At 70.5% G+C, this 22,159-nt stretch carries 21 protein-coding genes and 1 tRNA gene; 11 read left to right on the top strand and 11 right to left on the bottom strand.

What is annotated here, in order from left to right:
- Positions 1-21 precede the first annotated feature (21 nt).
- Positions 22-435, bottom strand: coding sequence for a superoxide dismutase, Ni (gene sodN, locus ACZ5J1_RS10715; protein WP_464558563.1), 414 nt, complete (start codon positions 433-435; stop codon positions 22-24).
- A 114-nt stretch (positions 436-549) separates the two neighbouring features.
- Between sodN and ACZ5J1_RS10710 the strand changes: the two genes are divergently transcribed.
- Positions 550-819, top strand: a complete 270-nt coding sequence (locus ACZ5J1_RS10710; RefSeq protein WP_464558561.1) for a S24 family peptidase — start codon at positions 550-552, stop codon at positions 817-819.
- Positions 819-1,787, top strand: a complete 969-nt coding sequence (locus tag ACZ5J1_RS10705; protein WP_464558559.1) for a zinc-binding dehydrogenase — start codon at positions 819-821, stop codon at positions 1,785-1,787. Before ACZ5J1_RS10710 ends, ACZ5J1_RS10705 begins: the two co-directional genes overlap by 1 nt.
- Positions 1,788-1,797: 10 nt before the next feature.
- Here ACZ5J1_RS10705 and ACZ5J1_RS10700 read toward each other — a convergent pair whose 3' ends face one another.
- From ACZ5J1_RS10700 to ACZ5J1_RS10690, 3 genes are all read right to left on the bottom strand, one after another.
- Complete coding sequence (locus tag ACZ5J1_RS10700) at positions 1,798-2,226, bottom strand: DUF2238 domain-containing protein (protein ID WP_464558556.1); 429 nt, start codon at positions 2,224-2,226, stop codon at positions 1,798-1,800.
- 206 nt (positions 2,227-2,432) lie between these two features.
- Positions 2,433-2,615 (bottom strand): DUF6104 family protein, encoded by a 183-nt coding sequence (locus tag ACZ5J1_RS10695; protein ID WP_464558554.1) that lies wholly within the window; start codon positions 2,613-2,615, stop codon positions 2,433-2,435.
- Between the two features lie 14 nt (positions 2,616-2,629).
- Positions 2,630-6,343: a multifunctional oxoglutarate decarboxylase/oxoglutarate dehydrogenase thiamine pyrophosphate-binding subunit/dihydrolipoyllysine-residue succinyltransferase subunit gene (locus tag ACZ5J1_RS10690; protein WP_464558552.1), complete on the bottom strand. Its 3,714-nt coding sequence runs from the start codon at positions 6,341-6,343 to the stop codon at positions 2,630-2,632.
- A 266-nt stretch (positions 6,344-6,609) separates the two neighbouring features.
- On the opposite strand from ACZ5J1_RS10690, the gene ACZ5J1_RS10685 reads away from it, so the two are divergent.
- Both ACZ5J1_RS10685 and ACZ5J1_RS10680 read left to right on the top strand, forming a co-directional pair.
- Entirely contained in the window at positions 6,610-7,116 is a 507-nt protein-coding gene (locus tag ACZ5J1_RS10685) for a hypothetical protein (protein ID WP_464558550.1), read from the top strand.
- On the top strand, positions 7,113-8,072 hold the full coding sequence (locus ACZ5J1_RS10680; RefSeq protein WP_464558548.1) for an LCP family protein: 960 nt from the start codon (positions 7,113-7,115) through the stop codon (positions 8,070-8,072). Before ACZ5J1_RS10685 ends, ACZ5J1_RS10680 begins: the two co-directional genes overlap by 4 nt.
- Here the strand turns inward: ACZ5J1_RS10680 and ACZ5J1_RS10675 are convergent.
- From ACZ5J1_RS10675 to ACZ5J1_RS10645, 7 genes are read right to left on the bottom strand one after another with little or no spacing between them, the layout of a single operon-like run.
- The gene (locus ACZ5J1_RS10675; RefSeq protein WP_464558546.1) at positions 8,065-8,700 is read right to left on the bottom strand and encodes a pyridoxamine 5'-phosphate oxidase family protein; all 636 of its coding nucleotides are present in this window, start codon (positions 8,698-8,700) and stop codon (positions 8,065-8,067) included. The genes ACZ5J1_RS10680 and ACZ5J1_RS10675 overlap by 8 nt on opposite strands.
- A 27-nt stretch (positions 8,701-8,727) precedes the next feature.
- Positions 8,728-9,534 (bottom strand): SDR family oxidoreductase, encoded by an 807-nt coding sequence (locus ACZ5J1_RS10670; RefSeq protein WP_464558544.1) that lies wholly within the window; start codon positions 9,532-9,534, stop codon positions 8,728-8,730.
- Positions 9,531-10,628, bottom strand: coding sequence for an NAD(P)H-dependent amine dehydrogenase family protein (locus ACZ5J1_RS10665; RefSeq protein WP_464558542.1), 1,098 nt, complete (start codon positions 10,626-10,628; stop codon positions 9,531-9,533). Before ACZ5J1_RS10665 ends, ACZ5J1_RS10670 begins: the two co-directional genes overlap by 4 nt.
- 45 nt (positions 10,629-10,673) lie before the next feature.
- The gene (locus tag ACZ5J1_RS10660) at positions 10,674-11,795 is read right to left on the bottom strand and encodes a cystathionine gamma-synthase (protein ID WP_464558540.1); all 1,122 of its coding nucleotides are present in this window, start codon (positions 11,793-11,795) and stop codon (positions 10,674-10,676) included.
- The gene (locus ACZ5J1_RS10655) at positions 11,792-13,174 is read right to left on the bottom strand and encodes a cystathionine beta-synthase (protein WP_464558538.1); all 1,383 of its coding nucleotides are present in this window, start codon (positions 13,172-13,174) and stop codon (positions 11,792-11,794) included. The genes ACZ5J1_RS10660 and ACZ5J1_RS10655 overlap by 4 nt, the downstream gene beginning before the upstream one ends.
- A gap of 17 nt (positions 13,175-13,191) precedes the next feature.
- The gene (locus tag ACZ5J1_RS10650; protein ID WP_464558536.1) at positions 13,192-13,695 is read right to left on the bottom strand and encodes a mycothiol transferase; all 504 of its coding nucleotides are present in this window, start codon (positions 13,693-13,695) and stop codon (positions 13,192-13,194) included.
- 10 nt (positions 13,696-13,705) lie between these two features.
- Positions 13,706-13,879 carry a hypothetical protein gene (locus ACZ5J1_RS10645; RefSeq protein WP_464558534.1) on the bottom strand — a complete coding sequence of 58 codons (174 nt, stop codon included), beginning with the start codon at positions 13,877-13,879 and terminating at the stop codon, positions 13,706-13,708.
- 67 nt (positions 13,880-13,946) lie between these two features.
- Between ACZ5J1_RS10645 and ACZ5J1_RS10640 the strand changes: the two genes are divergently transcribed.
- The 7 genes from ACZ5J1_RS10640 to thrB all read left to right on the top strand — a co-directional run bounded on the left by ACZ5J1_RS10640 (position 13,947) and on the right by thrB (position 21,870).
- A tRNA-Arg gene (locus tag ACZ5J1_RS10640) sits at positions 13,947-14,019 on the top strand.
- A gap of 105 nt (positions 14,020-14,124) precedes the next feature.
- On the top strand, positions 14,125-15,801 hold the full coding sequence (argS, locus tag ACZ5J1_RS10635; protein ID WP_464558532.1) for an arginine--tRNA ligase: 1,677 nt from the start codon (positions 14,125-14,127) through the stop codon (positions 15,799-15,801).
- A 7-nt stretch (positions 15,802-15,808) separates the two neighbouring features.
- A complete protein-coding gene (gene lysA / locus ACZ5J1_RS10630; RefSeq protein ID WP_464558530.1) occupies positions 15,809-17,200 on the top strand; it encodes a diaminopimelate decarboxylase in 1,392 nt (463 codons plus the stop codon).
- Positions 17,197-18,549 carry an MFS transporter gene (locus ACZ5J1_RS10625; RefSeq protein WP_464558528.1) on the top strand — a complete coding sequence of 451 codons (1,353 nt, stop codon included), beginning with the start codon at positions 17,197-17,199 and terminating at the stop codon, positions 18,547-18,549. Before lysA ends, ACZ5J1_RS10625 begins: the two co-directional genes overlap by 4 nt.
- Before the next feature lie 10 nt (positions 18,550-18,559).
- Positions 18,560-19,870 (top strand): homoserine dehydrogenase, encoded by a 1,311-nt coding sequence (locus ACZ5J1_RS10620; protein WP_464558526.1) that lies wholly within the window; start codon positions 18,560-18,562, stop codon positions 19,868-19,870.
- Positions 19,867-20,949 carry a threonine synthase gene (thrC, locus tag ACZ5J1_RS10615; protein ID WP_464558524.1) on the top strand — a complete coding sequence of 361 codons (1,083 nt, stop codon included), beginning with the start codon at positions 19,867-19,869 and terminating at the stop codon, positions 20,947-20,949. Before ACZ5J1_RS10620 ends, thrC begins: the two co-directional genes overlap by 4 nt.
- Before the next feature lie 6 nt (positions 20,950-20,955).
- A complete protein-coding gene (gene thrB, locus ACZ5J1_RS10610) occupies positions 20,956-21,870 on the top strand; it encodes a homoserine kinase (protein ID WP_464558522.1) in 915 nt (304 codons plus the stop codon).
- Positions 21,871-22,159 lie beyond the last annotated feature (289 nt).

The raw sequence follows: 22,159 nt of genomic DNA, 5'->3' as shown, positions 1-22,159 counted from the left end.
GTGGTGCAGAGGGAGACAGGCTCAGGCGGCCTTCTTGGTCTCCCAGAAGATGTCGGCGATCTCGTCGATCTTGCCGAGCAGCTGGTCGGCCACGGCCTCGTCCCAGCTCGCCTTCGTGCCGCCGGCACCGGCCAGCTTGGTGGCGTCGTTGAACAGCTGGTGCAGCTGCGGGTACTTCTCGAAGTGCGGGGGCTTGAAGTAGTCGGTCCACAGCACCCACAGGTGGTGCTTCACGAGGTCGGAGCGCTCCTCCTTGATCGACAGCGCGCGAGCCTTGAAGCTCTCGTCGTCCGACGCGTTGGCCTTGGTGATGCAGGCCTTCACGGACTCGGCCTCGAGGCGGGCCTGGGCGGGGTCGTAGACACCGCACGGCAGGTCGCAGTGGGCCGAAACCTCAACAGTGGGGGCAAGCAGGTGGGCGAAGCGCGAGAACATGCGACGTTCCTCTCCTCTGAAGTCACTTCCGAAAAGTGCACGCGGATGCTCGTGCATCGGCTGCACTGCGACACTACTCCCGTGTACGGGTTCGCGCGCGTCAGGGGTCGATCCATGGAACCGACGTTGCGCGCCGGCGACGTCCTCTGGGTCAAGTACGGCGCCGCGCCGGTGCCGGGCCGGATGGTGATCGCCCGGTTCGCCGACGGCACGATCGCGGTCAAACGGGTCACCGAGCGGCGCGCCGGTGGGTGGTGGCTGCTCTCGGACAATCCGGACGAGGGCGTCGACTCCCGACACCGTGGGACGGTGCCCGACGCGGCGGTCCTGGCCGTCGTACGAGCCCGGCTCCCGCGGCTGCCGTTCTGTGCCACACTGCGCTGATGTTCGCCGTCTACGCCGCCTCGCAGTCCGCCGCCGATCCGCTCAGCGGCCTCGTCCTCGGAGAGCGTCCCGAGCCCGTCGCGCCGGCCGGCTGGACCACCGTCGAGGTGAAGGCGGCCAGCCTCAACCACCACGACCTCTGGTCCCTCAAGGGGCAGGGCCTCAAGGCGGACCGGCTGCCGATGATCCTCGGCTGCGACGCGGCCGGCCTGGACGAGGACGGGCGACCGGTGCTGGTGCACTCCGTGATCGCCTCGCCGGACTGGGTCGGCGACGAGACCATCGACCCGCGCCGCTCGCTGCTCTCCGAGGTGCACCAGGGGACCTTCGCCGAGCGGGTGATCGTGCCGCGCAGCAACGTGATCGCGCTGCCCGACGGGTTCTCCGCCGCGGAGGCGGCCTGCCTCCCGACCGCGTGGCTGACCGCCTACCGGATGCTCTTCGTCAAGGGCGAGCTGCGCCCCGGCGACTCGGTGCTGGTCCAGGGAGCCGGCGGCGGTGTCGCGACGGCGTGCATCATCCTCGCCCGGGCCGCCGGGCTGCGGGTCTTCGCGACCAGCCGGGACGCGGCCAAGCGTCAGCGCGCCCTCGAGATCGGTGCGCACGAGGTCCTCGCCAGCGGCGAGCGGCTGCCGGAGAAGGTCGACGCCGTGATGGAGACCGTCGGCCGGGCGACCTGGGAGCACTCGATCCGTGCGCTCAAGCCGGGCGGCGCCCTGGTCATCTCCGGGACGACGTCCGGGCCGCAGCTCGATGACGCGATGCTGACCCACATCTTCTTCCTGCAGCTGCGGGTGATCGGGTCCACGATGGGGACGCGCTCGGAGCTGGCGTCGCTGGTCGCGCTCCTCGACGCCACGGGGACGCGGCCGCTGATCGACGCCACCCTGCCGATGTCCGAGGCCCGTCAGGGCTTCGAGCGGATGGCCGAGGGCGACGTCTTCGGCAAGATCGTCCTGACCCTCTGACGCCCGGACGTCAGGTCAGGCGCGGGACGCGGCGCTGCCAGGCCTGGTGGACGACGACCGCCGCGACGACGGCGCCCAGCACTCCCAGGCCGAGGTCCCCGAGGGTGTCGGCGTAGGCGAACCTACGCTCCGTGGAGTGGCTGATGAAGGCGAAGTACTCGGCGATCTCCCAGGCGATCGCGGCCGTGGCGCCGAACGCCAGCGCGCGTTCGAGCAGGCTCGGCAGGCCGTCGCCCGGCTTCTTGGTCAGCAGCAGGACCGCCGTGACGAGCAGGCCGACGTTCATGAAGTGCATCCAGTCGTCGAACCAGACCACGGTGTCGTAGAGGTCCATCCGGTTGCCCAGGATGTCGGTGAAGCACGTCAGGGTGACCAGCAGGTCGGCCAGCCACGGGACGGCGGTCCGGTCGCGGTCGAAGAGCCACCAGAGCGCGAGCACCGTGCACGACGCCAGCGGATAACCGATGGCACGGAGGCCGGCAGCCTTGTCGCGCAGGTTGCCGGAATCGGGGAAGAGCAGGGCCAGGGCGAGCAGCAGGATCAGGCCGACCTTCGCCGAGATCGCTGCTGCGCGCAGTGCCGGTGGGGTCGGATCAGCCGTGATGGCGAGGTCAGGAGCGCCGCTCCAGGAGGGTCTGATCTGCGTCAGTCCTCGTCGTCGAGATCGTCGAGCCGGGCCAGCCAGGTGGCCAGCCTCTCGATCGGGGTCTCGAACTCCGGGTGCACATCGACGAAGACCTGGAGGTGCTCGGCGAGCCAGGCGAAGGAGATCTCCTCCTCACCGCGGCGTCGCTCGAGCTCCTCCAGGCCTCGGTCGGTGTGGTACATGGGTCGGTCAGGCCTCAGCTGAACGCCCGGTCGAGCAGGTCGGCCTGCTCGGCGAGGTGGCGCTTGGCGGTGCCGACGGCGGTGGTCGAGGACGCGGTCCGGCTGATCAGCTCGGCGGCGACACCCAGCGGGGCGAAGACGTTGAGCGCGAACGACGGCCACGGGCCCTGGTTCGCGGGCTCGTCCTGGACCCACTTGACCTTGGCGTTCGGGTACTTCGCCAGCTCGGCGGCGACCTCGGCGGTCGGCCACGGGTAGAGCTGCTCGACCCGGACGATGGCGACGTCGTTGCGCGACCGCTTGGTGCGCTCGACGACCAGGTCCCAGGTGAGACGGCCCGAGACCAGCAGCACCGTGGAGACCGCGGCCGGGTCGACGGTGGTGTCGGCGATCACCGGCGCGAAGGTGCCGGAGGTGAAGTCCTCGGGCGCCGAGGCGGCCTCCTTGCGACGCAGCATCGACTTCGGGGTGAAGACGATCAGCGGGCGGTGGATCTCACCGAGCGAGTGCCGGCGGAGCAGGTGGAAGTACGACGCGGGGGTCGACGGCTGAGCCACGACCATGGCGTCGTCGGCGCACAGCGTCAGGAAGCGCTCGATGCGCGCCGAGCTGTGGTCCGCACCCTGGCCCTCGTACCCGTGGGGGAGGAGGAGCACGACGCCCGAGTCCTGGCCCCACTTGGTCTTGCCGGCCGAGATGTACTCGTCGATGACGCTCTGCGCGCCGTTGACGAAGTCACCGAACTGGGCCTCCCACAGCACCAGCGCGGAGGGACGGGCGACCGAGTAGCCGTACTCGAACCCGAGGGCGGCGTACTCCGAGAGCAGCGAGTCGTAGACGTAGAACTTGGCCTGGTCCTCGGACAGGTGGGCCAGCGGGGTCCACTCGTCGGCGTTGACCCGGTCGATGATCGTCGCGAACCGCGAGGCGAACGTGCCACGACGCGAGTCCTGGCCGGCCAGACGGACCGGACGACCCTCCATCAGCAGCGAACCGAAGGCGAGCAGCTCACCGGTTCCCCAGTCGATGCCACCCTCGGAGATCGAGGTGGAACGACGCTGCAGCTGCGGCATCACCTTCGGGTGGACGGTGAAGCCCTCCGGCGGGGTGACGTAGGCGTCGGCGATCCGCTTGAGCACCTCGTCCGAGATGGCCGTGGTGGCCTCGCCCGCGGGCTTGGTCGGGTACTCCGGCACGGTCTCCCACTGCTCGGGCTTGGTGTCGGCGTCACGGACCTCGGTGAAGACGCGCTCCAGCTGGTTCTGGTAGTCGCGCAGCACCTCCTCGGCCTCCTCGAGCGTGATGTCGCCACGACCGATCAGGGACTCGGTGTAGAGCTTGCGCACCGAGCGCTTCTTCTCGATCAGGTCGTACATCAGCGGCTGGGTGAACGACGGGTCATCACCCTCGTTGTGGCCGCGGCGGCGGTAGCAGACGAGGTCGATGACGACGTCCTTGTGGAACCTCTGCCGGTAGTCGAAGGCGAGCCGGGCCGCACGGACGCAGGCCTCCGGGTCGTCGCCGTTGACGTGCAGGATCGGCGCCTGCACCATCCGGGCCACGTCGGTCGCGTAGAGCGAGGAGCGCGACGAGCCGGGGGAGGTGGTGAAGCCGACCTGGTTGTTGATGATCAGGTGGATCGTGCCGCCGGTGCGGTAGCCGCGGAGCTGGCCCAGCTGCAGGGTCTCGGCGACCACGCCCTGACCGGCGAACGCCGCGTCACCGTGGATCAGCAGCGGCAGCACCGGGTAGGCGCCGCCCTGGTCGAGGACGTCCTGCTTGGCGCGGGCGATGCCCTCCAGGACCGGGTCGACGGTCTCGAGGTGGGACGGGTTGGCCGCCACCGACACCTTGATCGTGTCGCCGGTGCCGGCGACGAACTCGCCCTCGGCGCCGAGGTGGTACTTCACGTCGCCGGATCCCTGCACGGTGCGCGGGTCGATGTTGCCCTCGAACTCGCGGAAGATCTGGTTGTAGGACTTGCCCACGATGTTGGCCAGCACGTTCAGCCGGCCGCGGTGGGCCATGCCGATCGCGACCTCGCGCAGGCCGGCCTCAGCGGCGGCCTCGGCGATCTCGTCGACCACGGGGATGGTGGTCTCGCCGCCCTCGAGGGAGAACCGCTTCTGGCCGACGAACTTCGTCTGCAGGAAGGTCTCGAACGCCTCGGCCTGGTTGAGCTTGAGCAGGATCCGGAGCTGCTCCTCGCGCGGGGTGCGGTCGAACGGCTTCTCCAGGCGGTCCTGGATCCACTTGCGCTGCACCGGGTCCTGGATGTGCATGTACTCGACGCCGGTGGTGCGGACGTAGGCGTCACGCAGCACGCCGAGGATGTCGCGCAGCTTGAGGAACGACTTGTTCGACGGGCCGAAGGAGCCGGTCGGGAACTCGCGGTCGAGGTCCCACAGCGTCAGGCCGTGATTCTCGATCTCGAGGTCGGGGTGGGTGCGCTGCTTGTACTCCAGCGGGTCGGTGTCGGCCATCAGGTGACCGCGCACCCGGAAGGCGTTGATCAGCTCGCCGACGCGGACCTGCTTGGAGACCTGGTCGTCGTGGCTGATCGCGACGTCCTGGGCCCAGCAGATCGGCTTGTAGGGGATCCGCAGCGACCGGAAGATGTCGTCGTAGAAGCCGTCGTTGCCCAGCAGCAGCTTGTGCACCGTGGCGAGGAACTCGCCCGACTGCGCACCCTGGATGACGCGGTGGTCGTACGTCGACGTCATCGTCATGATCCGGCTGACCGCGTCGCGGGCGAGGTTCGCCTCGGAGGCGCCCTGCAGCTCCGGCGGGTAGTCCATCGAGCCGACGCCGATGATCGCGGCCTGACCCTGCATCAGACGGGGCACCGAGTTGTTGGTGCCCAGGCCGCCGACGTTGGTCAGGCTGATCGTCGTCCCGGAGTAGTCCTCCATGGTCAGCTTGTTGTCCTTGGCCTTGCGCACGATGTCCTCGTACGCCGTCCAGAACTGGGCGAAGTCCATCGACTCGCAGCCCTTGATCGACGGGGCGACCAGCTGGCGGGTGCCGTCGGGCTTCTGCTGGTCGATCGCCAGGCCGAGGTTGATGTGCGCCGGCGTGACCTGGGTCGGCTTGCCGTTGACCTCGGCGTAGGTGTTGTTCATCGCCGGGATGGCCTTGCTCGCCCGGATGATCGCGTAGCCGATCAGGTGGGTGAAGGAGACCTTGCCACCGCGCGCCCGAGCGAGGTGGTTGTTGATCACGGTCCGGTTGTCCCAGAGCAGCTTGACCGGAATGTTGCGCACCGACGTGGCGGTCGGGACGCTCAGCGAGATGTCCATGTTCTTCGCCGTCGCGGCGGGGATGCCGCGCAGCGTCGTGTAGACCGGCTCGTCGCTGGAGGCGACCGGGGCCGGCGCGGGAGCGTCCTTGGGCACCGGGTTGGAGGTGCCCTTGGCGGGCTCGGCGGCCTTGGTGTTCGCCGGACGCGGCTTCGCGACGGGGGCAGGGGCGGCGGCCGCGGGTGCCGCTGCGGCGGGAGCCGGCGGGGTCGGAGCGGGGGCGGCGGGGGCCGGGGCGGGTGCCGCGGCCGTCGTACCGCCGTTGCCGTTACCTGCGTGAGCGCCACCGTTCTTGAAGAACGTCGCCCAAGCAGGATCGACACTGCCCGGGTCCTTGGTGAACTGCTCGAACATCTCCTCGACGAGCCATTCGTTGGCTCCGAACTCGTCGGGGATCTCGCTGGTCTGGTTGCCAGTGGGCTGCGGCACGGCTGGGTTCGCCTCTTCCGGGGTGGCTCTGAACGCTGATTCCAGGGGTCAAGGCTAGACCCACCGTGATGGAAATACCTGCTCAGGGGGTCTCTTTGGGGCAGGGTGTCGCCTAACCCACACCGACACGAGAGTTCTTCCCCATGAGCAAAGCCATCCTGGCGTGCTCTGCGGTGCTCGCCGGAAGCCTTCTGCTGACCGGATGCAGCTCCTCAGATGCCAGTTCGTCCTCCCCGCAGTCACCGAGCTCGACCGCCCCGGAGGTTGTGACCAACGCCTCAGTCGACGTGGTCACCGGGCGCCTCGACGAGGCCGGTCAGAGCGACCTCTCGGCCCAGGTCACCGACCTGATGACCCGCTACTTCGACGCCGCCTACCTCGGCGACTTCCCCCGCTCGGACTTCTCCGCGGCGTTCACCGAGTTCACCGAGGGGGCTGCCGCACGGGCCCAGGACGACCTCGACCTGCTCACCTCGGCGGCGCTGTCGGACCAGATCGACGAGGCGACCCAGACCGAGGGCAACCTCAACCTGGACATCCTCTCGCCGAAGAACACCCCGGCCGGGGTCACGGTGCGGTGGACCCTCGACTTCACCACCACCGGCACCCTCGAGTCGGACCAGAGCGTGACCGGCATGTTCGACCTGACGCCGGTCGACGGTGCCTGGAAGGTCTTCGGCTACTCGATCAAGGGCGGCCCGATGGTCCCGCTCGCCTCCGCACCCACCACTCCGGAGATCACCCTGGACGCAACCACGGAGGCCACCCCATGACCCGCTCACTCCTGCACCGCCTCGTCACGGGGACGGCGCTCGCGCTCATCCTCGGCCTGGTCCTGGTCGCCCTGCCCGACTCGAGCTCCCAGCCCACCCAGATGGCGATCGTCGCCACCGACTCCGCCCGGACCGCCGACGTCGACTCCGACATGGTCTACGTCCTGGCCGTCGGCTCCGACCAGCGTCCCGGCGAGGACCTGCTGCACACCCGCGGTGATGCCATCCAGATGGTCTCGATCAACACCCGCACCGGCGCCGCCGCTGTGATCGGGGTGCCGCGTGACTCCTACGTCTCGATCCCGGGCCACGGTCACGAGAAGATCAACGCCGCGCTCTACTTCGGCGGTCCGAAGCTCTTCGGCCAGACCGTCGGCGACCTGGTCGGGATCCAGCCGGACTACGTCTTCCTGTCCAGCTTCAAGCAGTTCCAGCGTCTCGTCGGTGGGATCGGGGGAGTCGAGATCAACAACCCCTTCTACTTCGACGACGAGTACTTGAAGGAGAAGGGCTTCCAGGCCGGCAAGATCCACCTCACCGGCTACGAGGCGATGGCCTACTCCCGGATCCGGCACAGCCTGCTCCGCGGCGACTTCGACCGTTCGCGGCACCAGCAGGTCGTGATGCGGGCGATTCAGAAGAAGGTCGCTCGTCGGGCGACGCAGCCGGGCTTCGTCACCGGCGGTGTCGCCTCGGTGATGAAGAACCTCTACACCGGCCTCTCCCCGGTCGAGCTGTTCAAGCTCGGCCACCTGCTCGCCGCGATCGACCCGACCAAGGTGACCAACTGCGTCGTCCAGGGCGGGATCGGCGTCAGCCCCGGCGGGGCGAGCATCGTCGAGCCGTTCGTGGAGCAGGCCCGCGCGATGGGCGCCGACGCGAAGAAGGACGGCACGTTGTCCAAGTGCGAGTCGCCGTGGACGGTGCCGGACCCGGCCTCGGGCGCCGCTAACTGAGCGCGACCACGCTCGGCGGCACGGCGATCCCGGCCCGCAGGTTCGGGTGCGGGACCGGGGCGCCGTACTGCTGGGCGAGGGGGACCACGCCTGCCCACGCCGGTCCCTCGACGTCGCTGTCGGGGTCGTCGCTGAAGTCGTCGGAGACCTTGAGCGACCACTCCACGATCGGCAGTGCCAGCACGAGGGTTGCGGCCAGCTCCTTGCCGGTGCTGGCCCGGATCTCGGCCCGCCTCCCCGGCAGGAGCCGGTCGGTCAGCAGGTCGAGCGCGTGCGCCTTGGCCTCGCCGAGGACCTCCTCGCAGCGTCCGAAGAGCACCGCGCTGCGGTAGTGCAGGGAGGACTCGAAGGCCGACCGGGCGACCACGACCGCGTCGAGCGTGGTGACGGCGACCGAGACCGGCGTGCCCGCCGCGGCCGCGCGCATCCACGGCGACCCGGTCGAGCCGTGCAGCAGGAGCCGGTCACCGTCACGGGCCACCGCGGTCGGGACGACCACGGGCCAACCGTCCTCGCGGACGAGGCCGACGTGAGCGAGAAAGGTCGCATCGAGGAGCAGATCGAGATCCGCTCGGTCGGTGCGACCCTTCTCCTTGATCCGGGTGATCTGGGTCCGCGTGCCCTCCATGGGCGGCATGCTGCCAGACCGGCCGCCTCAGGTGAGGTCGGGCAGACCCAGGTCGAGGTTCGGCTCCTGGATCCCGCCGTCGACCTCGAGCAGCTTGCCGGTGATGTACTTGCCGGCGCGCGAGGAGAGGTAGACCACCGCAGCGGCGATGTCCTCGGCCTCCCCGATCCGCCCGAGCGGGGTCCGGGTCTCCATCTGGTCCTTCATCTCCGGCACGCCGGCGACGAACTCCAGGGCGCTGGTCATCACCGAGCCGACGTAGATGCCGTTGACCCGGATGTTCGGGGCCAGGTCGGTGGCCGCCAGCCGGCTCCAGTGCGCGAGCGCCGCCTTGGCGGTGCCGTAGGCGAGGTAGCCGCGGGCGGCGGTGCGACCCATCATCGAGCTGATGCTGACGATCGACTTCTGGTGGGAGTCGTCGACGGTCTTGAGCATCAGCGGCACCGCGGCACGACTGAGCGCGTGCGCGGTCGAGACGTTGAACCGGAACGCCTCCTCGAGGTAGTCCACGTCGGTGTCGAGGAACGCGTTGGGGATGGTGCCGCCGACGTTGTTGACCACGATGTCGAGACGACCGAAGGCCTCGTGCGCCCGTTCGACCAGCGCCTCGACCTGGTCGAGCTTGGCGAGGTTGGCCGGCACGACCAGGGCCTGGCGGCCCACGGCGCGGATCTGCTCGGCCACGCCGTTGAGCTGGGCCTCGGTCCGCGACGAGATCACGACGTCGGCGCCGGCCTCGGCCAGGGCGATCGCCGTGGCAGCGCCGATCCCGCGGCCCGCGCCGGTGACGATCGCGACGTGGCCGTCGAGGGTGAAGCGGTCCAGGATGCTCATCGCGTCACCAGTCCGCGACCGGTGACCAGGGGCAGGTCGAGCGGGGTGACCAGGCCGGGCTTGGCCGCGACGACCGCGGGGATCGCGTTCACCAGCCGCTGGGCGGTCACGATCATGCCGCTGACGTTGTGGTCGCCGTTCTCGCCGTGGTGGGAGAACTCGACCTTCATCATCGGCTCACCGGTGATCTCGATCCGGTAGCAGCCGTCGCCCTCGTGGGGGGAGGGCCAGTCGGGGTCGGACTCCGCGTCGGTCCGGGTGACGTGGTCGAGGGTGACCCGCGGCACGCCGTCGACGGTGCCCACGACGCCGAACCGGACCGAGCCCATCGTGCCCGCGGCGATGTCGACGCTGATCGTGTCCTTGTCACGGGTCGCGGGACGGCGCTCGACGTACTCGGTGAGCGGCTCGTCCAGCGTGAGCCCCAGGCCGGCGGCGATCACCCGGACGACGGGGCCCCAGGCGCTCGACAGGATGCCCGGCTCCCACAGCATCGGCCGGGTCTCCAGCGGAGCACCGAAACCGTAGATGTCCTTCATCACGACCGGCTGGTAGTAGGTCGAGTAGTCGGCGATCTCGCTGACCCGGACGTGGTCGATGCGCTGGGAGAGCGAGGTCATCACCAGGGGCAGGACGTCGTTGGCGAAGCCGGGGTCGATGCCGTTGACGTGCAGGCTGGCGTTGTTCGCCTCTCCTGCCTTCTGCAGCGGTCCGACCACGTCGTCACCGAACACGCCGTAGGGGTAGAGCAGGACGACCGGACCCGAGGAGACCACGTTGATCCCGGCCTCGAGCAGGCCGCGCAGGTCGTCGATCGACTCGAAGAGCCGGTCGTCGGTCATCGCGGCGTGCAGGATGCAGTCCGGCTCGAGCGCAAGGATCTCGTCGCGGTCGGTGGTGGCCAGGACGCCCAGGTCGCGGCCGAGCTCGGCGAGCTGGCCGACATCGACCCCGTGCTTGGCCGGCGTCGAGGTCCAGACCCCGACGAGCTCGAGGTCGGGATGGGCATCGATTCCGGCGATGGCGTGGCGGCCGATGGTTCCGGTCGACCAGACGGCCACACGGAGCGGTGTGGCGGGGATCACTTGCGACATGAGGCAAAACGTAGAACAAGTTCTAGTTTTGCGGAAGGGGTCCGGTCAGATGAGTGCTTGATCCAGATCGGCGAGCAGGTCGGCGACGTCCTCGATCCCGACGCTGAGCCGGACCAGGTCCTCGGGGACCTCGAGCAGGGATCCGGCGGTCGAGGCGTGGGTCATCGCCGCCGGCAGCTCGACGAGTGACTCCACCCCGCCGAGGCTCTCGGCGAGGGTGAAGATCCGCAGCCGGGCGCACAGGTCCAGTGCTGCCGGGGCGCCGCCGGTCATCCGGATCGAGACCATCCCGGCGAAGCCCGGCCAGCGGACCTCGCTCACCGCCGGGTGCGCCTCCAGCATGCTCACCACGGCGGCCGCGTTGGCGGTGTGCCGCTCCATCCGGATCGCCAGCGTCTTGAGCCCGCGCAGGGTCAGGAAGGCGTCGAAGGGGCCGGGGACACCGCCGGCGCCGTTCTGCAGGAAGCCGAACGCCGCGTCGAGCTCGGTGTCGTTGGTGATCAGGGCACCGCCGACCACGTCGGAGTGCCCGCCGAGGTACTTCGTCGTCGAGTGCAGCACGACGTCGGCACCGAGCCGGAGCGGCTCCTGGTAGTACGGCGTCGCGAAGGTGTTGTCGACGACCAGCCGGGCACCGGCACCGTGCGCGACCGCGGCCACCTCGGTGATCGGGGCGGTGGTCAGCAGCGGGTTGGTCGGGGACTCGATCCAGACCAGCTTGGTCGCCGGAGTGCAGGCGCGCGCGATCGCGTCCGGGTCGTCGACGGGGGCGACGTCGTAGGTGATCCCCCAGTGGGTGAGCACCTTGTCGATCAGCCGGAAGGTGCCGCCGTAGGCGTCGTTGGGGATGACCAGGTGGTCGCCCGGGCGCAGCATCGCCCGCAGGGCGGCGTCGGTCGCAGCCATCCCGGAGGAGAACGCGCGCCCGTGCCGACCGCCCTCGAGGGCTGCCAGGGCGGTCTCCAGCGCGGCCCGGGTCGGGTTGCCGGTGCGGGCGTACTCGAAGCCCTCGCGCAGCCCGCCGACGCCGTCCTGGGCGAAGGTGGAGGAGGCGAAGATCGGCACGTTCACCGCGCCGGTGCGGGGGTCGGGCTCCTGCCCGGCGTGGATGGCGCGGGTCGCGAACCCGGTCTCGGTGGGGTTCTCGGCGGGGTGGTCGTTCGTCATATCTGCATTCCCAAGAGGTCGTGGCGGGTGAGGACGCCCAACGGCTTCCCGTCCTCGATCACGAGGAGGGCGTCACTGGTGATCAGGAGCTCGTTCGCCTCGGCGGCGAGCTGGCCGGCGCCGACCAGCGGCAGCGGGGCCTCCATGTGGGCCGAGACCGCGTCGGTCAGCTGCGCGCGGCCGGTGAAGACGGCGTCGAGCAGGGCACGCTCGCTGACCGAGCCGGCGACCTCGCCCATCACGACCGGGGGCTCGGCACCGACGACCGGCATCTGCGAGACGTTGTACTCGCGCAGGATCTCGATCGCGTCGCGGATCGTCTCCTGCGGGTGGGTGTGGACCAGGTCGGGCAGCCGGCCGGACTTGGAGCGGAGGATCTCGCCGACCGTCGGGTGGTCGGGCTCGGTGCCCTCCAAGGTGCTGCGCAGGAAGCCGTAGGAGCGCATCCAGTCGTCGTTGAAGACCTTGGACATGTAGCCGCGGCCGCCGTCGGGCAGCAGCACCACGATCACCGCGTCAGGTTCCGTGTCCTTGATGCGCTCGGCGACCTGGGCCGCAGCGACCACGGCCATGCCGCACGAACCGCCGACCAGCAGGCCCTCCTCGCGTGCCAGACGTCGGGTCATCTCGAAGGCGTCGGCGTCGCTGACCGCGATGATCTCGTCCGGGATCTCCGGGTCGTACGCCGTCGGCCAGAAGTCCTCGCCCACGCCCTCGACCAGGTACGGGCGCCCGGTGCCGCCGGAGTAGACCGAGCCCTCGGGATCGACCCCGATCACCTTCACCGCTCCGCCGGAGACCTCCTTGAGGTACTTGCCGGTGCCGCTGATCGTGCCGCCGGTGCCGACGCCGGCGACGAAGTGGGTGACACGACCCTCGGTGTCGCGCCAGATCTCGGGCCCGGTGGTCTCGTAGTGCGAGCGCGGCCCGGCCGGGTTGGAGTACTGGTCGGGCTTCCAGGCGCCCGGCTGCGAGGCCAGGCGGTCGGAGACGTTGTAGTAGGAGTCGGGGTGCTCCGGTGCGACGGCCGTCGGGCAGACGACCACCTCGGCGCCGTACGCCTTGAGCACGTTGCGCTTGTCCTCGCTGACCTTGTCGGGGCAGACGAAGACGCAGTGGTAGCCGCGCCGCTGGGCGACGAGAGCGAGGCCGACGCCGGTGTTGCCGCTGGTCGGCTCGACGATCGTGCCGCCGGGCAGGAGCAGCCCGGCCGCTTCGGCGTCGTCGATCATCGCCTCGGCGATCCGGTCCTTGCTGCTGCCGCCCGGGTTGAGGTACTCGACCTTGGCCGCGACGACCGGACCGGCCGGGACGACGCGGTTCAGCCGGACCAGGGGAGTGTTGCCGACGAGCTCGACCACGTGGTCTGCGATGCGCATGCATCCATTAGACCGGATCAGACCAGCAAACCCCTGATGTAGGCCGCCTGCCCCAGGTGCTGGGTGTCGTCGTTGAGCACGCTGACCAGTCGGGCGCCCAGCGTCACCGGCGGATCCCAGCGGGTGTCGACGATCCGGTCGAGGTCCGGGCCGCCTCCGAGGGTGTCGAGGAACGCGAGGGTCGCCTCGTGGGTGGCGTGGAAGTACGCCGCCAGCTGGTCGGCGCCGAGCTGGACGTGACCCACCTCGTCGACGCTCTGGTCCCAGCCGGTGGCGGCGCTGTCGAACGGCAGGCCGAAGGAGTCGGCGAAGCCGTGAGCCGTCCAGACCTGCTCGGTGCCGGCCACCTCGGCGACGTGGTCGTCCTGCACCCGGGTGAGGTGCCAGACCAGCCAGCTGATCGTGTTCGCCTCCGGTCCGACCCGGGTGCCGAGCTGGTCCGAGGTCAGGCTGTCGAGGATGCCCGGGAGCTCCTCGGCGATCCTCCCGAACCCGTCACGCAGGACAGCGATGGCATCCACGGTGCACCGCTCAGCGAGCGGGGACGTTCTTGTCGTCGGTCTTCATCGCGAACGCCATGATCGCGTCGGTGTCGTACTCGCGACCGGGGTGCTCGGCCGCGAGGTGGGCCTGGACGGTGGCGACGAAGGTGTCATCGAAGTCGACGATCCGCTCGCCGCACGGGCAGCGCAGAGACATAGCCATGTCTCCCAGGTTACTGCGGACCCGTTTCGTGGTGCGGTCGAACGGCCGTGTAGTGTCAAGCCCCGTTGCCTCCGTAGCTCAGGGGATAGAGCACTGGTTTCCGGTACCAGGTGCCGCAGGTTCGAATCCTGCCGGGGGCACGCACGTTCGATCAGTTGCGGATCCACTCCTCGAGTGGATCCGCTTCTGCGTTCGGGGGCGACGGCGAAGGTAAGTCGGTGGCGCTGCGCCGATAGGCTGGTCCGGTGACCCCTGAGCAGCTTTCCTCCGTGATCGTCGACGTCCTGACGGCCCTCAGCAACGAGGGTGAGTTCACCTTCCCCGACGGCGTTCCGAACCAGGTCACGGTGGAGCGTCCGCGGGCCAAGGGACACGGCGACTACGCCACCAACGTCGCGCTCCAGCTGGCCAAGAAGGCCGGGGTCGCCCCGCGCGTGCTCGCCGAGGCCGTCGCCGCCCGGCTGACCGCCGCCGAGGGCGTCGCCGGGGTCGAGATCGCCGGCCCGGGCTTCCTCAACATCTCCGTCGAGGCGGGCGCCCAGGGTGAGGTGGCCGCGCAGATCGTGAGCGCCGGCGCTGCCTACGGCACCTCGAACGCCCTCGGTGGGGCGAAGGTCAACGTCGAGTTCATCTCGGCCAACCCGACCGGCCCCCTGCACCTGGGGCACACCCGCTGGGCCGTGCTCGGCGACGCTCTCGGTCGGGTGCTGTCCGCGGCGGGCGGTGACGTCACCCGCGAGTTCTACATCAACGACCGCGGCGTCCAGATGAACCACTTCGCCAACTCGATCATCGCCTCCGCGCTCGGCCTGCCGAAGCCCGAGGACGGCTACGCCGGGGCCTACATCGACGACCTCGCCACGGCGGTCGGTCAGGCGCAGCCGGGCATCTTCGAGCTGCCCGAGACCGAGCGCCTCGCCGCCGTCCGGGCGAAGGGCTACGAGATCCAGCTCAAGGAGCAGCAGGACCAGCTCGAGGGGTTCAACACCCACTTCGACGTGTGGTTCAGCGAGCTCTCGCTGCACGAGTCCGGATCGGTGCCCGACACCCTGGCCCAGCTCAAGGAGCTCGGCCACGTCTACGAGGAGGGCGGCGCGCTCTGGATGCGCACCACCGACTTCGGCGACGACAAGGACCGCGTCCTGATCAAGTCCGACGGTGAGCTGACCTACTTCGCCTCCGACACGGCGTACTACCTGAACAAGCGCGGCCGGGGCTTCGACCGCTGCATCTACCTGCTCGGCGCCGACCACCACGGCTACGTCGGCCGCCTGCGGGCCATGGCCGCCTGCGCCGGCGACGACCCGGACTCCAACATCGAGGTCCTGATCGGGCAGCTGGTCAAGATCATGAAGAACGGCGAGGAGGTCAAGCTCTCCAAGCGGGCCGGCAACATCGTCACCCTCGACGAGCTCGCGGCCGAGATCGGCGTGGACGCGCTGCGCTACTCTCTGGCGCGCTACCCGGCCGACAGCCCGCTCACCCTCGACATCGCCGAGATCACCAAGGCCTCGAACGACAACCCGGTCTACTACGTCCAGTACGCCCACGCCCGGTCGTGCCGGATGCTGGCCAACGCCGTCGACTTCGGGCTCACCCCGGAGAGCGCGATCGCCGACTTCGACCCCGCGCAGCTTGCCCACGAGCGCGAGGGTGACCTGCTGCGTGCGCTGGCCGAGTTCCCGCGCGTGGTCAGTGCCGCGGCCGACCTGCGCGAGCCGCACCGGGTCGCCCGGTACCTCGAGGACACCGCCGCCGTGTTCAACCGCTGGTACGACACCAAGGAGTGCCGTCTGCTGCCCCAGGGTGACGAGCCGGCGACCGCGGTCAACAGCGCTCGCGTGGTGCTCGTGCTCGCGACCCGCCACGTGATCGCCAACGGTCTCGACCTGCTCGGCGTCAGCGCGCCCGAGCGGATGTGAGCCACCGATGAGCGGACACGCCAGCCCCGGCAGCTTCACCGGCACCTCGCCCGTGTGGCTGCAGCAGCCCGACGACGTCAACGCCCTGCTGCCGCAGCTGTGGTCGACCACGGCGACGAAGGTGGGCGGCGACCTGCACGTCGGCGGGGTCTCGATCCCGGACCTGGTCGCCAACATCAACACCCCGGCGTACGTCCTCGACGAGGAGGACTTCCGCACTCGCGCCCGAGCGTTCCGCGACGCCTTCGCCGGCTTCGACGTGTACTACGCCGGCAAGGCGTTCCTCTGCACCGAGGTGGCCCGCTGGGTCGACCAGGAGCGGCTCAGCCTGGACGTGTGCAGCGACGGCGAGCTGACCGTCGCGCTGCGCTCCGGGATCGACCCGGCCCGGATCGGCTACCACGGCAACAACAAGACCGCGATGGAGCTGCGTCGCGCCGTCGTCGCGGGGGTCGGGCGGATCATCGTCGACTCCTTCGACGAGATCGACCGCGTCGCCGCCCTCGGCCGCGAGCTCGGCGCCACCACCCCGATCCGGGTGATGGTCCGGGTCACCGCCGGCGTCGAGGCGCACACCCACGAGTTCATCGCCACGGCCCACGAGGACCAGAAGTTCGGCTTCTCGATCGCGTCGGGCTTCGCCTTCGAGGCGGCCCGTCGCGTGCTCGAGGCGCCCGGTGTGGAGCTGCGCGGCTTCCACTCCCACATCGGTTCGCAGATCTTCGAGTCCGCCGGCTTCGAGGTCGCCGCCCGCCGGGTGCTGCAGCTCCAGGCCCGGGTCGCGACCGAGCTCGGCGCCACCCTGCCCGAGCTCGACCTCGGCGGCGGCTTCGGGATCGCGTACACGACCCAGGACACACCGGCGACGCCGGCGTTCCTGGCCGAGGAGCTGACCCGGATCGTGGGCGACGAGTGCGCCCGCCAGGGTCTGGCCGTGCCGCACCTGTCGATCGAGCCGGGTCGCGCGATCGTCGGCCCGGCGATGTGCACCGTCTACACGGTCGGCACCGTCAAGCCGGTCCAGCTCGACGGCGGCGCCCAGCGGCTCTACGTCAGCGTCGACGGCGGGATGAGCGACAACATCCGCACCGCCCTGTACGACGCCGACTACTCGGCCACGGTCGCGGGCCGCGCCTCGGAGGCGACGCCGGTGCTGGCCCGGGTCGTCGGCAAGCACTGCGAATCGGGCGACATCGTGGTCAAGGACGAGTTCCTGCCCTCCGACATCGCCCCGGGCGACCTGATCGCCGTCCCGGCGACCGGCGCCTACGGCCGGTCGATGGCCTCGAACTACAACCACGCGCTGCGGCCGCCGGTGGTCGCCGTCGCCGGGGGAGAGGCCCGGGTCATCGTCCGTCGGGAGACCGTCGAGGACCTGCTCGCCACCGACCTGGGATGAGCCAGGCAGCGGCGGTCGCGCCGTCCGCGTGGCGAGGTCACTACCTCCCGATCACGCTCGGCGTCTTCTCGCTCACGTTCCTGTTCGCCTTCGAGACGGTCGCGGCGTCGACCGTGATGCCAGCGATCGCTCGGGACCTGCAGAGCCTGAGCTGGTACGCCGTCTCGTTCGCTGCCCCGACCGCGGCGATGATCGTCGCCACCACGGTGGCCGGCCCCTGGATCGACCGGTCCGGACCGCGGCCCGCGCTGCACGTGGGCACGGCCGTCTTCATCGTCGGGCTGCTGGTCTGCGGACTGGCGCCGGCGATCGCGCCCTTCCTGGTGGGGCGGGCGATCCACGGTTTCGGCGCGGGCCTGGTCGGGGTGGCGGTGTACGTCGTCGTGGCGCAGGCCTACCCGGAGCAGCTGCGTCCCCGGGTCTTCAGCATCCTCGCCGCCGGCTGGGTCCTGCCGGCGATCCTCGGGCCGGCGCTGGCCGCCCACGTGGCTGAGTGGTGGAGCTGGCGCTGGGTCTTCCTCGGCGTCCCGCTGCTGGCCGTCGCGGCCTGGGTGCTCGTGCTTCGCGCCCCGTCGCGCCCCGCTGGACGCGACGCGGAGCGGGCGCCATGGCTCGCGGCGCTGTGCGTCGCCGGCGGCGTCTTCGCGATCAGCATCGCGGGGCAGCGCACCGTGCCGGGCTGGCCCGTGCTGCTCGGGCTCGGCGCCGTCGCGATCGTCGTCACCGCACCCCGACTGCTCCCGGCCGGCACCTGGCGGCGGCACGCCGACGGGCTGGCGGGGATCATCACGCTCCGTTCCCTGGTCTGGGTCGGCTTCATCGGCACCGAGGCCTACCTGCCGCTGCTGCTGATCCTCGAGCGCGGCCTCAGCCTGGCCGAGGCCGGATCGATGCTGACCGTGTCGACGCTGAGCTGGTTCGCCGGATCGTGGTGCACCAGCCACGTCGGGTACTTCGACGGGCGCCCACGACGGTCGTTGCTGGTCGGGCTGCCGTGCGTGAGTGTCGGCATCGCCGTCGTCGCGACCGCGGCCCTCGACGTCGTACCGGTGGTGGTGCCGATCCTCGGCTGGGCGGTGGCGACCTTCGGGGTCGGTCTGGTCTTCCCGACCGCGGCGGTGCTCGCCCTCGCCTCGGTCAGCGACGCCGAGGCGGGCCGGGCCTCCTCGGCGTTGCAGCTCAACGACTCGCTGGCCCAGTCGGTGGTGCTGGCGCTCGGGAGCGTCCTGTTCGCCGCGCTCGCCGACACCGAACCGGTCCTCGGCGCGACGGTGCTGATCGTGCTCTCCGCGCTCGTCTCCTGTCTCGCCTGGTTGCCGGCGCAACGCGCGGGCCTCGAGCCCCGATAGGCTGCAGCCCATGCGTGCGTATGACCGACCACTCAACGTCGCCGTCCTCGGCTGCGGCTCGGTCGGCTCCCAGGTCATCCGGCTCCTCCAGGAGCAGTCCGACGACCTCGCGGCGCGCGTCGGTGCGCCGCTGAACCTGGTCGGTGTCGCGGTGCGTCGGCTCGACGCCCCGCGCGAGATCGAGCTGCCGGCCGAGCTGCTCACCACCGACGCCGCGGCGCTGGTGGCTCGTGAGGACGTCGACCTGGTGATCGAGGTGATCGGTGGCATCGAACCCGCTCGCACCCTGATCCTGTCCGCCCTCGAGCACGGTGCCAGCGTGGTCAGCGCCAACAAGGCACTGCTCGCCGAGGACGGCGCGGCGCTCTTCGAGGCCGCCGCCAAGGCGGGTCGCGACCTCTACTACGAGGCCGCCGTCGCCGGTGCGATCCCGATCCTGCGGCCGCTGCGCGAGTCGCTCGCCGGTGACCGGATCCTCAAGGTGATGGGGATCGTCAACGGCACCACCAACTTCATCCTCGACAAGATGGACTCCCAGGGCGCCGGCTTCGAGGAGACCCTCGCCGAGGCCCAAGAGCTGGGCTACGCCGAGGCCGACCCGACCGCCGACGTCGAGGCGTTCGACGCCGCCGCCAAGGCCGCGATCCTGGCCAGCCTGGCCTTCCACACCCGGGTGACCGCCGCCGACGTCCACCGCGAGGGCATCGTCGACGTCACCGCCGCCGACGTCGCCTCCGCACGCGAGATGGACAGCGTGGTCAAGCTGCTCGCGATCGCCGAGCTCAAGGGCGAGGACGTCTCGGTGCGCGTGCACCCGGTGATGATCCCGCGCTCGCACCCGCTGGCGAACGTGCGTGAGGCCTACAACGCGGTCTTCGTCGAGGCCGAGTCGGCCGGCCAGCTGATGTTCTACGGCCGTGGCGCCGGCGGTGCCCCCACGGCCAGCGCCGTGCTCGGTGACCTGGTCACCGTGGCCCGCAACCTCGTGGTCGACTCCCGCGGCGCCGGCGAGAGCTCGTACGCCGCCCGCGCGGTGCTGCCGATGGGGGAGACCATCACCCGCTACCACGTCTCCCTCGACGTGGCCGACCTCCCGGGTGTGCTCGCCTCCGTCGCGACGACGTTCGCCGACCACGGCGTCTCGATCCAGACCGTGCGCCAGGAGGGGCGCGGTGCTGACGCCCAGCTCGTCGTGGTCTCGCACGAGGCCACCGACGCTCAGCTGAGCGCCACCGTAGAAGCTCTGCGCGGCATGGAGACCGTGCGAGAAGTGACCAGCGTGATGCGCGTTGAGGGCGACCTCAGAGGAGAGAACAAGTGAGTGCCACCCCTGCCCTGACCCACCAGTGGCGTGGAGTCATCGAGGAGTACCGAGAGCTGCTGGACATCCCGGAGGGGACGCCGGCGGTCACGCTCGGTGAAGGCGGCACGCCGCTGGTCCGTTCGGCGTGGCTCTCCGAGCAGACCGGCGGTGAGGTCTGGCTGAAGGTCGAGGGCCAGAACCCGACCGGCTCCTTCAAGGACCGCGGCATGACCGCCGCCCTCTCCGTGGCCGTGCACGAGGGCGCCAAGGCCGTCGTGTGCGCCTCGACGGGCAACACCTCGGCGTCGATGGCTGCCTACGCCGCCCGCGCCGGGATCACCCCGGTCGTGCTCGTCCCGGACGGCAAGATCTCGGCCTCGAAGATGGCCCAGGCGCTGATCCACGGCGCGAGGGTGATCCGCGTCCGCGGCAACTTCGACGACTGCCTGACCATGTCGCGCGGGATGGCCGAGTCCTACCCGGTCGCACTGGTGAACTCGGTCAACCCGGTCCGCCTCGAGGGCCAGAAGACCGCCGCGTTCGAGGTCGTCGACCGCCTCGGCGACGCCCCCGACGTGCACCTGATGCCGATCGGCAACGCCGGCAACATGAGCGCCTACTGGCTCGGCTACCAGCAGTACGCCGCCGCGGGCCGCTCCACCAGGACCCCTGTCATGCGTGCCTTCCAGGCCGAGGGTGCGGCACCGCTCGTGCTGGGCCACCCGGTGCTCGAGCCCGAGACCAAGGCGACCGCCATCCGGATCGGCAACCCCGCGTCCTGGAAGCTCGCCGAGGCCGCCCGGGACGCGTCCGGCGGTCGGTTCAAGGCGCTCAGCGACGACGCGATCCTCAGCGCCCAGTCCCAGCTCGCCCAGCGCGAGGGCGTCTTCGTCGAGCCGGCCTCCGCGGCCGGTGTCGCGGGGCTCCTCGCGGACCTGGCGGCGGGGGAGAGCTACGCCGACCTGACCACGGTCATCACCGTCACCGGTCACGGCCTCAAGGACCCGGCCACGGCACTCGACTTCTTCGGCGAGGTGCCGGAGATCGTCGTGGACGCCGACATCGACGCGGCTGCGGCCGCCGCCGGCCTGCTCTGACCTGAGATGGCACTCACCTTCGTCGAGGGGCCGGTCACCGTCACGGTGCCGGCGACCTCGGCCAACCTCGGACCCGGTTACGACACGCTCGGTCTCGCGCTCGCCCTGCGCGACACCCTCACCGCCGAGGTGATCCCGGCGGGCCTCGAGATCAAGGTGACCGGCGAGGGCGCCGACACCGTCGTCCGGGACGAGTCCCACCTCGTGGTGCGCTCGCTCAACGCCGGGCTCGAGCTCGCGGCCCGCGTCCTGGGCGTCGAGCCGAGCGTGCCGACGGGGCTGGCCCTGCGCTGCGAGAACGTCATCCCGCACGCGCGTGGCCTGGGGTCCTCCTCGGCGGCGATCGTCGGTGGGCTCGCGCTGGCGCGCGCGCTCGTGGTCGGTGGGGAGCAGATCAGCGACACCGACCTGTTCGCTCTCGCCGCCGAGATCGAGGGGCACCCGGACAACGTCGCCCCGGCCGTCTTCGGTGGGCTCACCATCTCCGGGCACGAGGGCGCCGAGCCGCCCCGGTTCTTCAGCGTCTCCGCGCCGATCGACGCTCGGATCACCACCACCGTGTTCATCCCGCCGACCGGTGTCGAGACCAAGGTCGCTCGAGGCCTGCTGCCGGAGACGGTCCCGCACGCCGAGGCTGCGGCCAACACCGGCAACGCGGCCCTGCTGATCGCCGCCCTGGCCGGACAGCCCGAGCACCTGCTCCGGGCCAGCGCCGACCTGCTGCACCAGAACTACCGTCGCCCGGCCATGCCGGACTCGCTCGCCCTCGTCGATGCGTTGCGCAGCGCCGGGATCGCCGCGGTCGTCTCCGGGGCCGGTCCGACGGTGCTGGCCTTCACGCTGGGCGACGACCTGACCGGCTGGTGCCCGGAGGGCTGGCGCTCGGTGCCGCTGGCGGTCGGCGACGGCGTCCGGGGCTGAGCCCCGGGCCCGAACGACACGGTGTGACGAAACCGGGACAAATGCCGCGCGCCCTCCGGCGCAGTGCTACTCTCGAAGAGACGCGCCGCACTCGTCGGCGCGCCTCCCTGGAATCTTCGCAGGCAACGACCCGTACCGGGTCACTGCTCATCAGGGAGACCTGACACCCAGTCAGCCACCACGTCCTGATGGTGTGCTGCGCAAGCGTGGGAAGGACCTCACGTGACGGAAACCACCGAAGCCCCCGTCGACTCTCCTAAGAAGAAGTCCGGTGGCCTCAACTCCCTCC

It is taken from the genome of Nocardioides sp. JCM 18999 (genome assembly GCF_055391175.1).
This window is presented reverse-complemented; position numbering and strand designations above follow the sequence as displayed.

What these genes read in the sequence shown, in the direction of transcription:
- ACZ5J1_RS10620 (WP_464558526.1), top strand. Translation starts at nt 18,560, where the DNA reads ATGCGTGCGTATGACCGACCACTCAACGTCGCCGTCCTCGGCTGCGGC.
- ACZ5J1_RS10695 (WP_464558554.1), bottom strand. Translation starts at nt 2,615, where the DNA reads ATGTACCACACCGACCGAGGCCTGGAGGAGCTCGAGCGACGCCGCGGT.
- ACZ5J1_RS10665 (WP_464558542.1), bottom strand. Translation starts at nt 10,628, where the DNA reads ATGTCGCAAGTGATCCCCGCCACACCGCTCCGTGTGGCCGTCTGGTCG.
- ACZ5J1_RS10645 (WP_464558534.1), bottom strand. Translation starts at nt 13,879, where the DNA reads ATGGCTATGTCTCTGCGCTGCCCGTGCGGCGAGCGGATCGTCGACTTC.
- ACZ5J1_RS10655 (WP_464558538.1), bottom strand. Translation starts at nt 13,174, where the DNA reads ATGCGCATCGCAGACCACGTGGTCGAGCTCGTCGGCAACACTCCCCTG.
- ACZ5J1_RS10625 (WP_464558528.1), top strand. Translation starts at nt 17,197, where the DNA reads ATGAGCCAGGCAGCGGCGGTCGCGCCGTCCGCGTGGCGAGGTCACTAC.
- ACZ5J1_RS10675 (WP_464558546.1), bottom strand. Translation starts at nt 8,700, where the DNA reads ATGGAGGGCACGCGGACCCAGATCACCCGGATCAAGGAGAAGGGTCGC.
- ACZ5J1_RS10680 (WP_464558548.1), top strand. Translation starts at nt 7,113, where the DNA reads ATGACCCGCTCACTCCTGCACCGCCTCGTCACGGGGACGGCGCTCGCG.
- lysA (WP_464558530.1), top strand. Translation starts at nt 15,809, where the DNA reads ATGAGCGGACACGCCAGCCCCGGCAGCTTCACCGGCACCTCGCCCGTG.
- ACZ5J1_RS10660 (WP_464558540.1), bottom strand. Translation starts at nt 11,795, where the DNA reads ATGACGAACGACCACCCCGCCGAGAACCCCACCGAGACCGGGTTCGCG.
- ACZ5J1_RS10710 (WP_464558561.1), top strand. Translation starts at nt 550, where the DNA reads ATGGAACCGACGTTGCGCGCCGGCGACGTCCTCTGGGTCAAGTACGGC.
- ACZ5J1_RS10705 (WP_464558559.1), top strand. Translation starts at nt 819, where the DNA reads ATGTTCGCCGTCTACGCCGCCTCGCAGTCCGCCGCCGATCCGCTCAGC.
- thrB (WP_464558522.1), top strand. Translation starts at nt 20,956, where the DNA reads ATGGCACTCACCTTCGTCGAGGGGCCGGTCACCGTCACGGTGCCGGCG.
- sodN (WP_464558563.1), bottom strand. Translation starts at nt 435, where the DNA reads ATGTTCTCGCGCTTCGCCCACCTGCTTGCCCCCACTGTTGAGGTTTCG.
- ACZ5J1_RS10670 (WP_464558544.1), bottom strand. Translation starts at nt 9,534, where the DNA reads ATGAGCATCCTGGACCGCTTCACCCTCGACGGCCACGTCGCGATCGTC.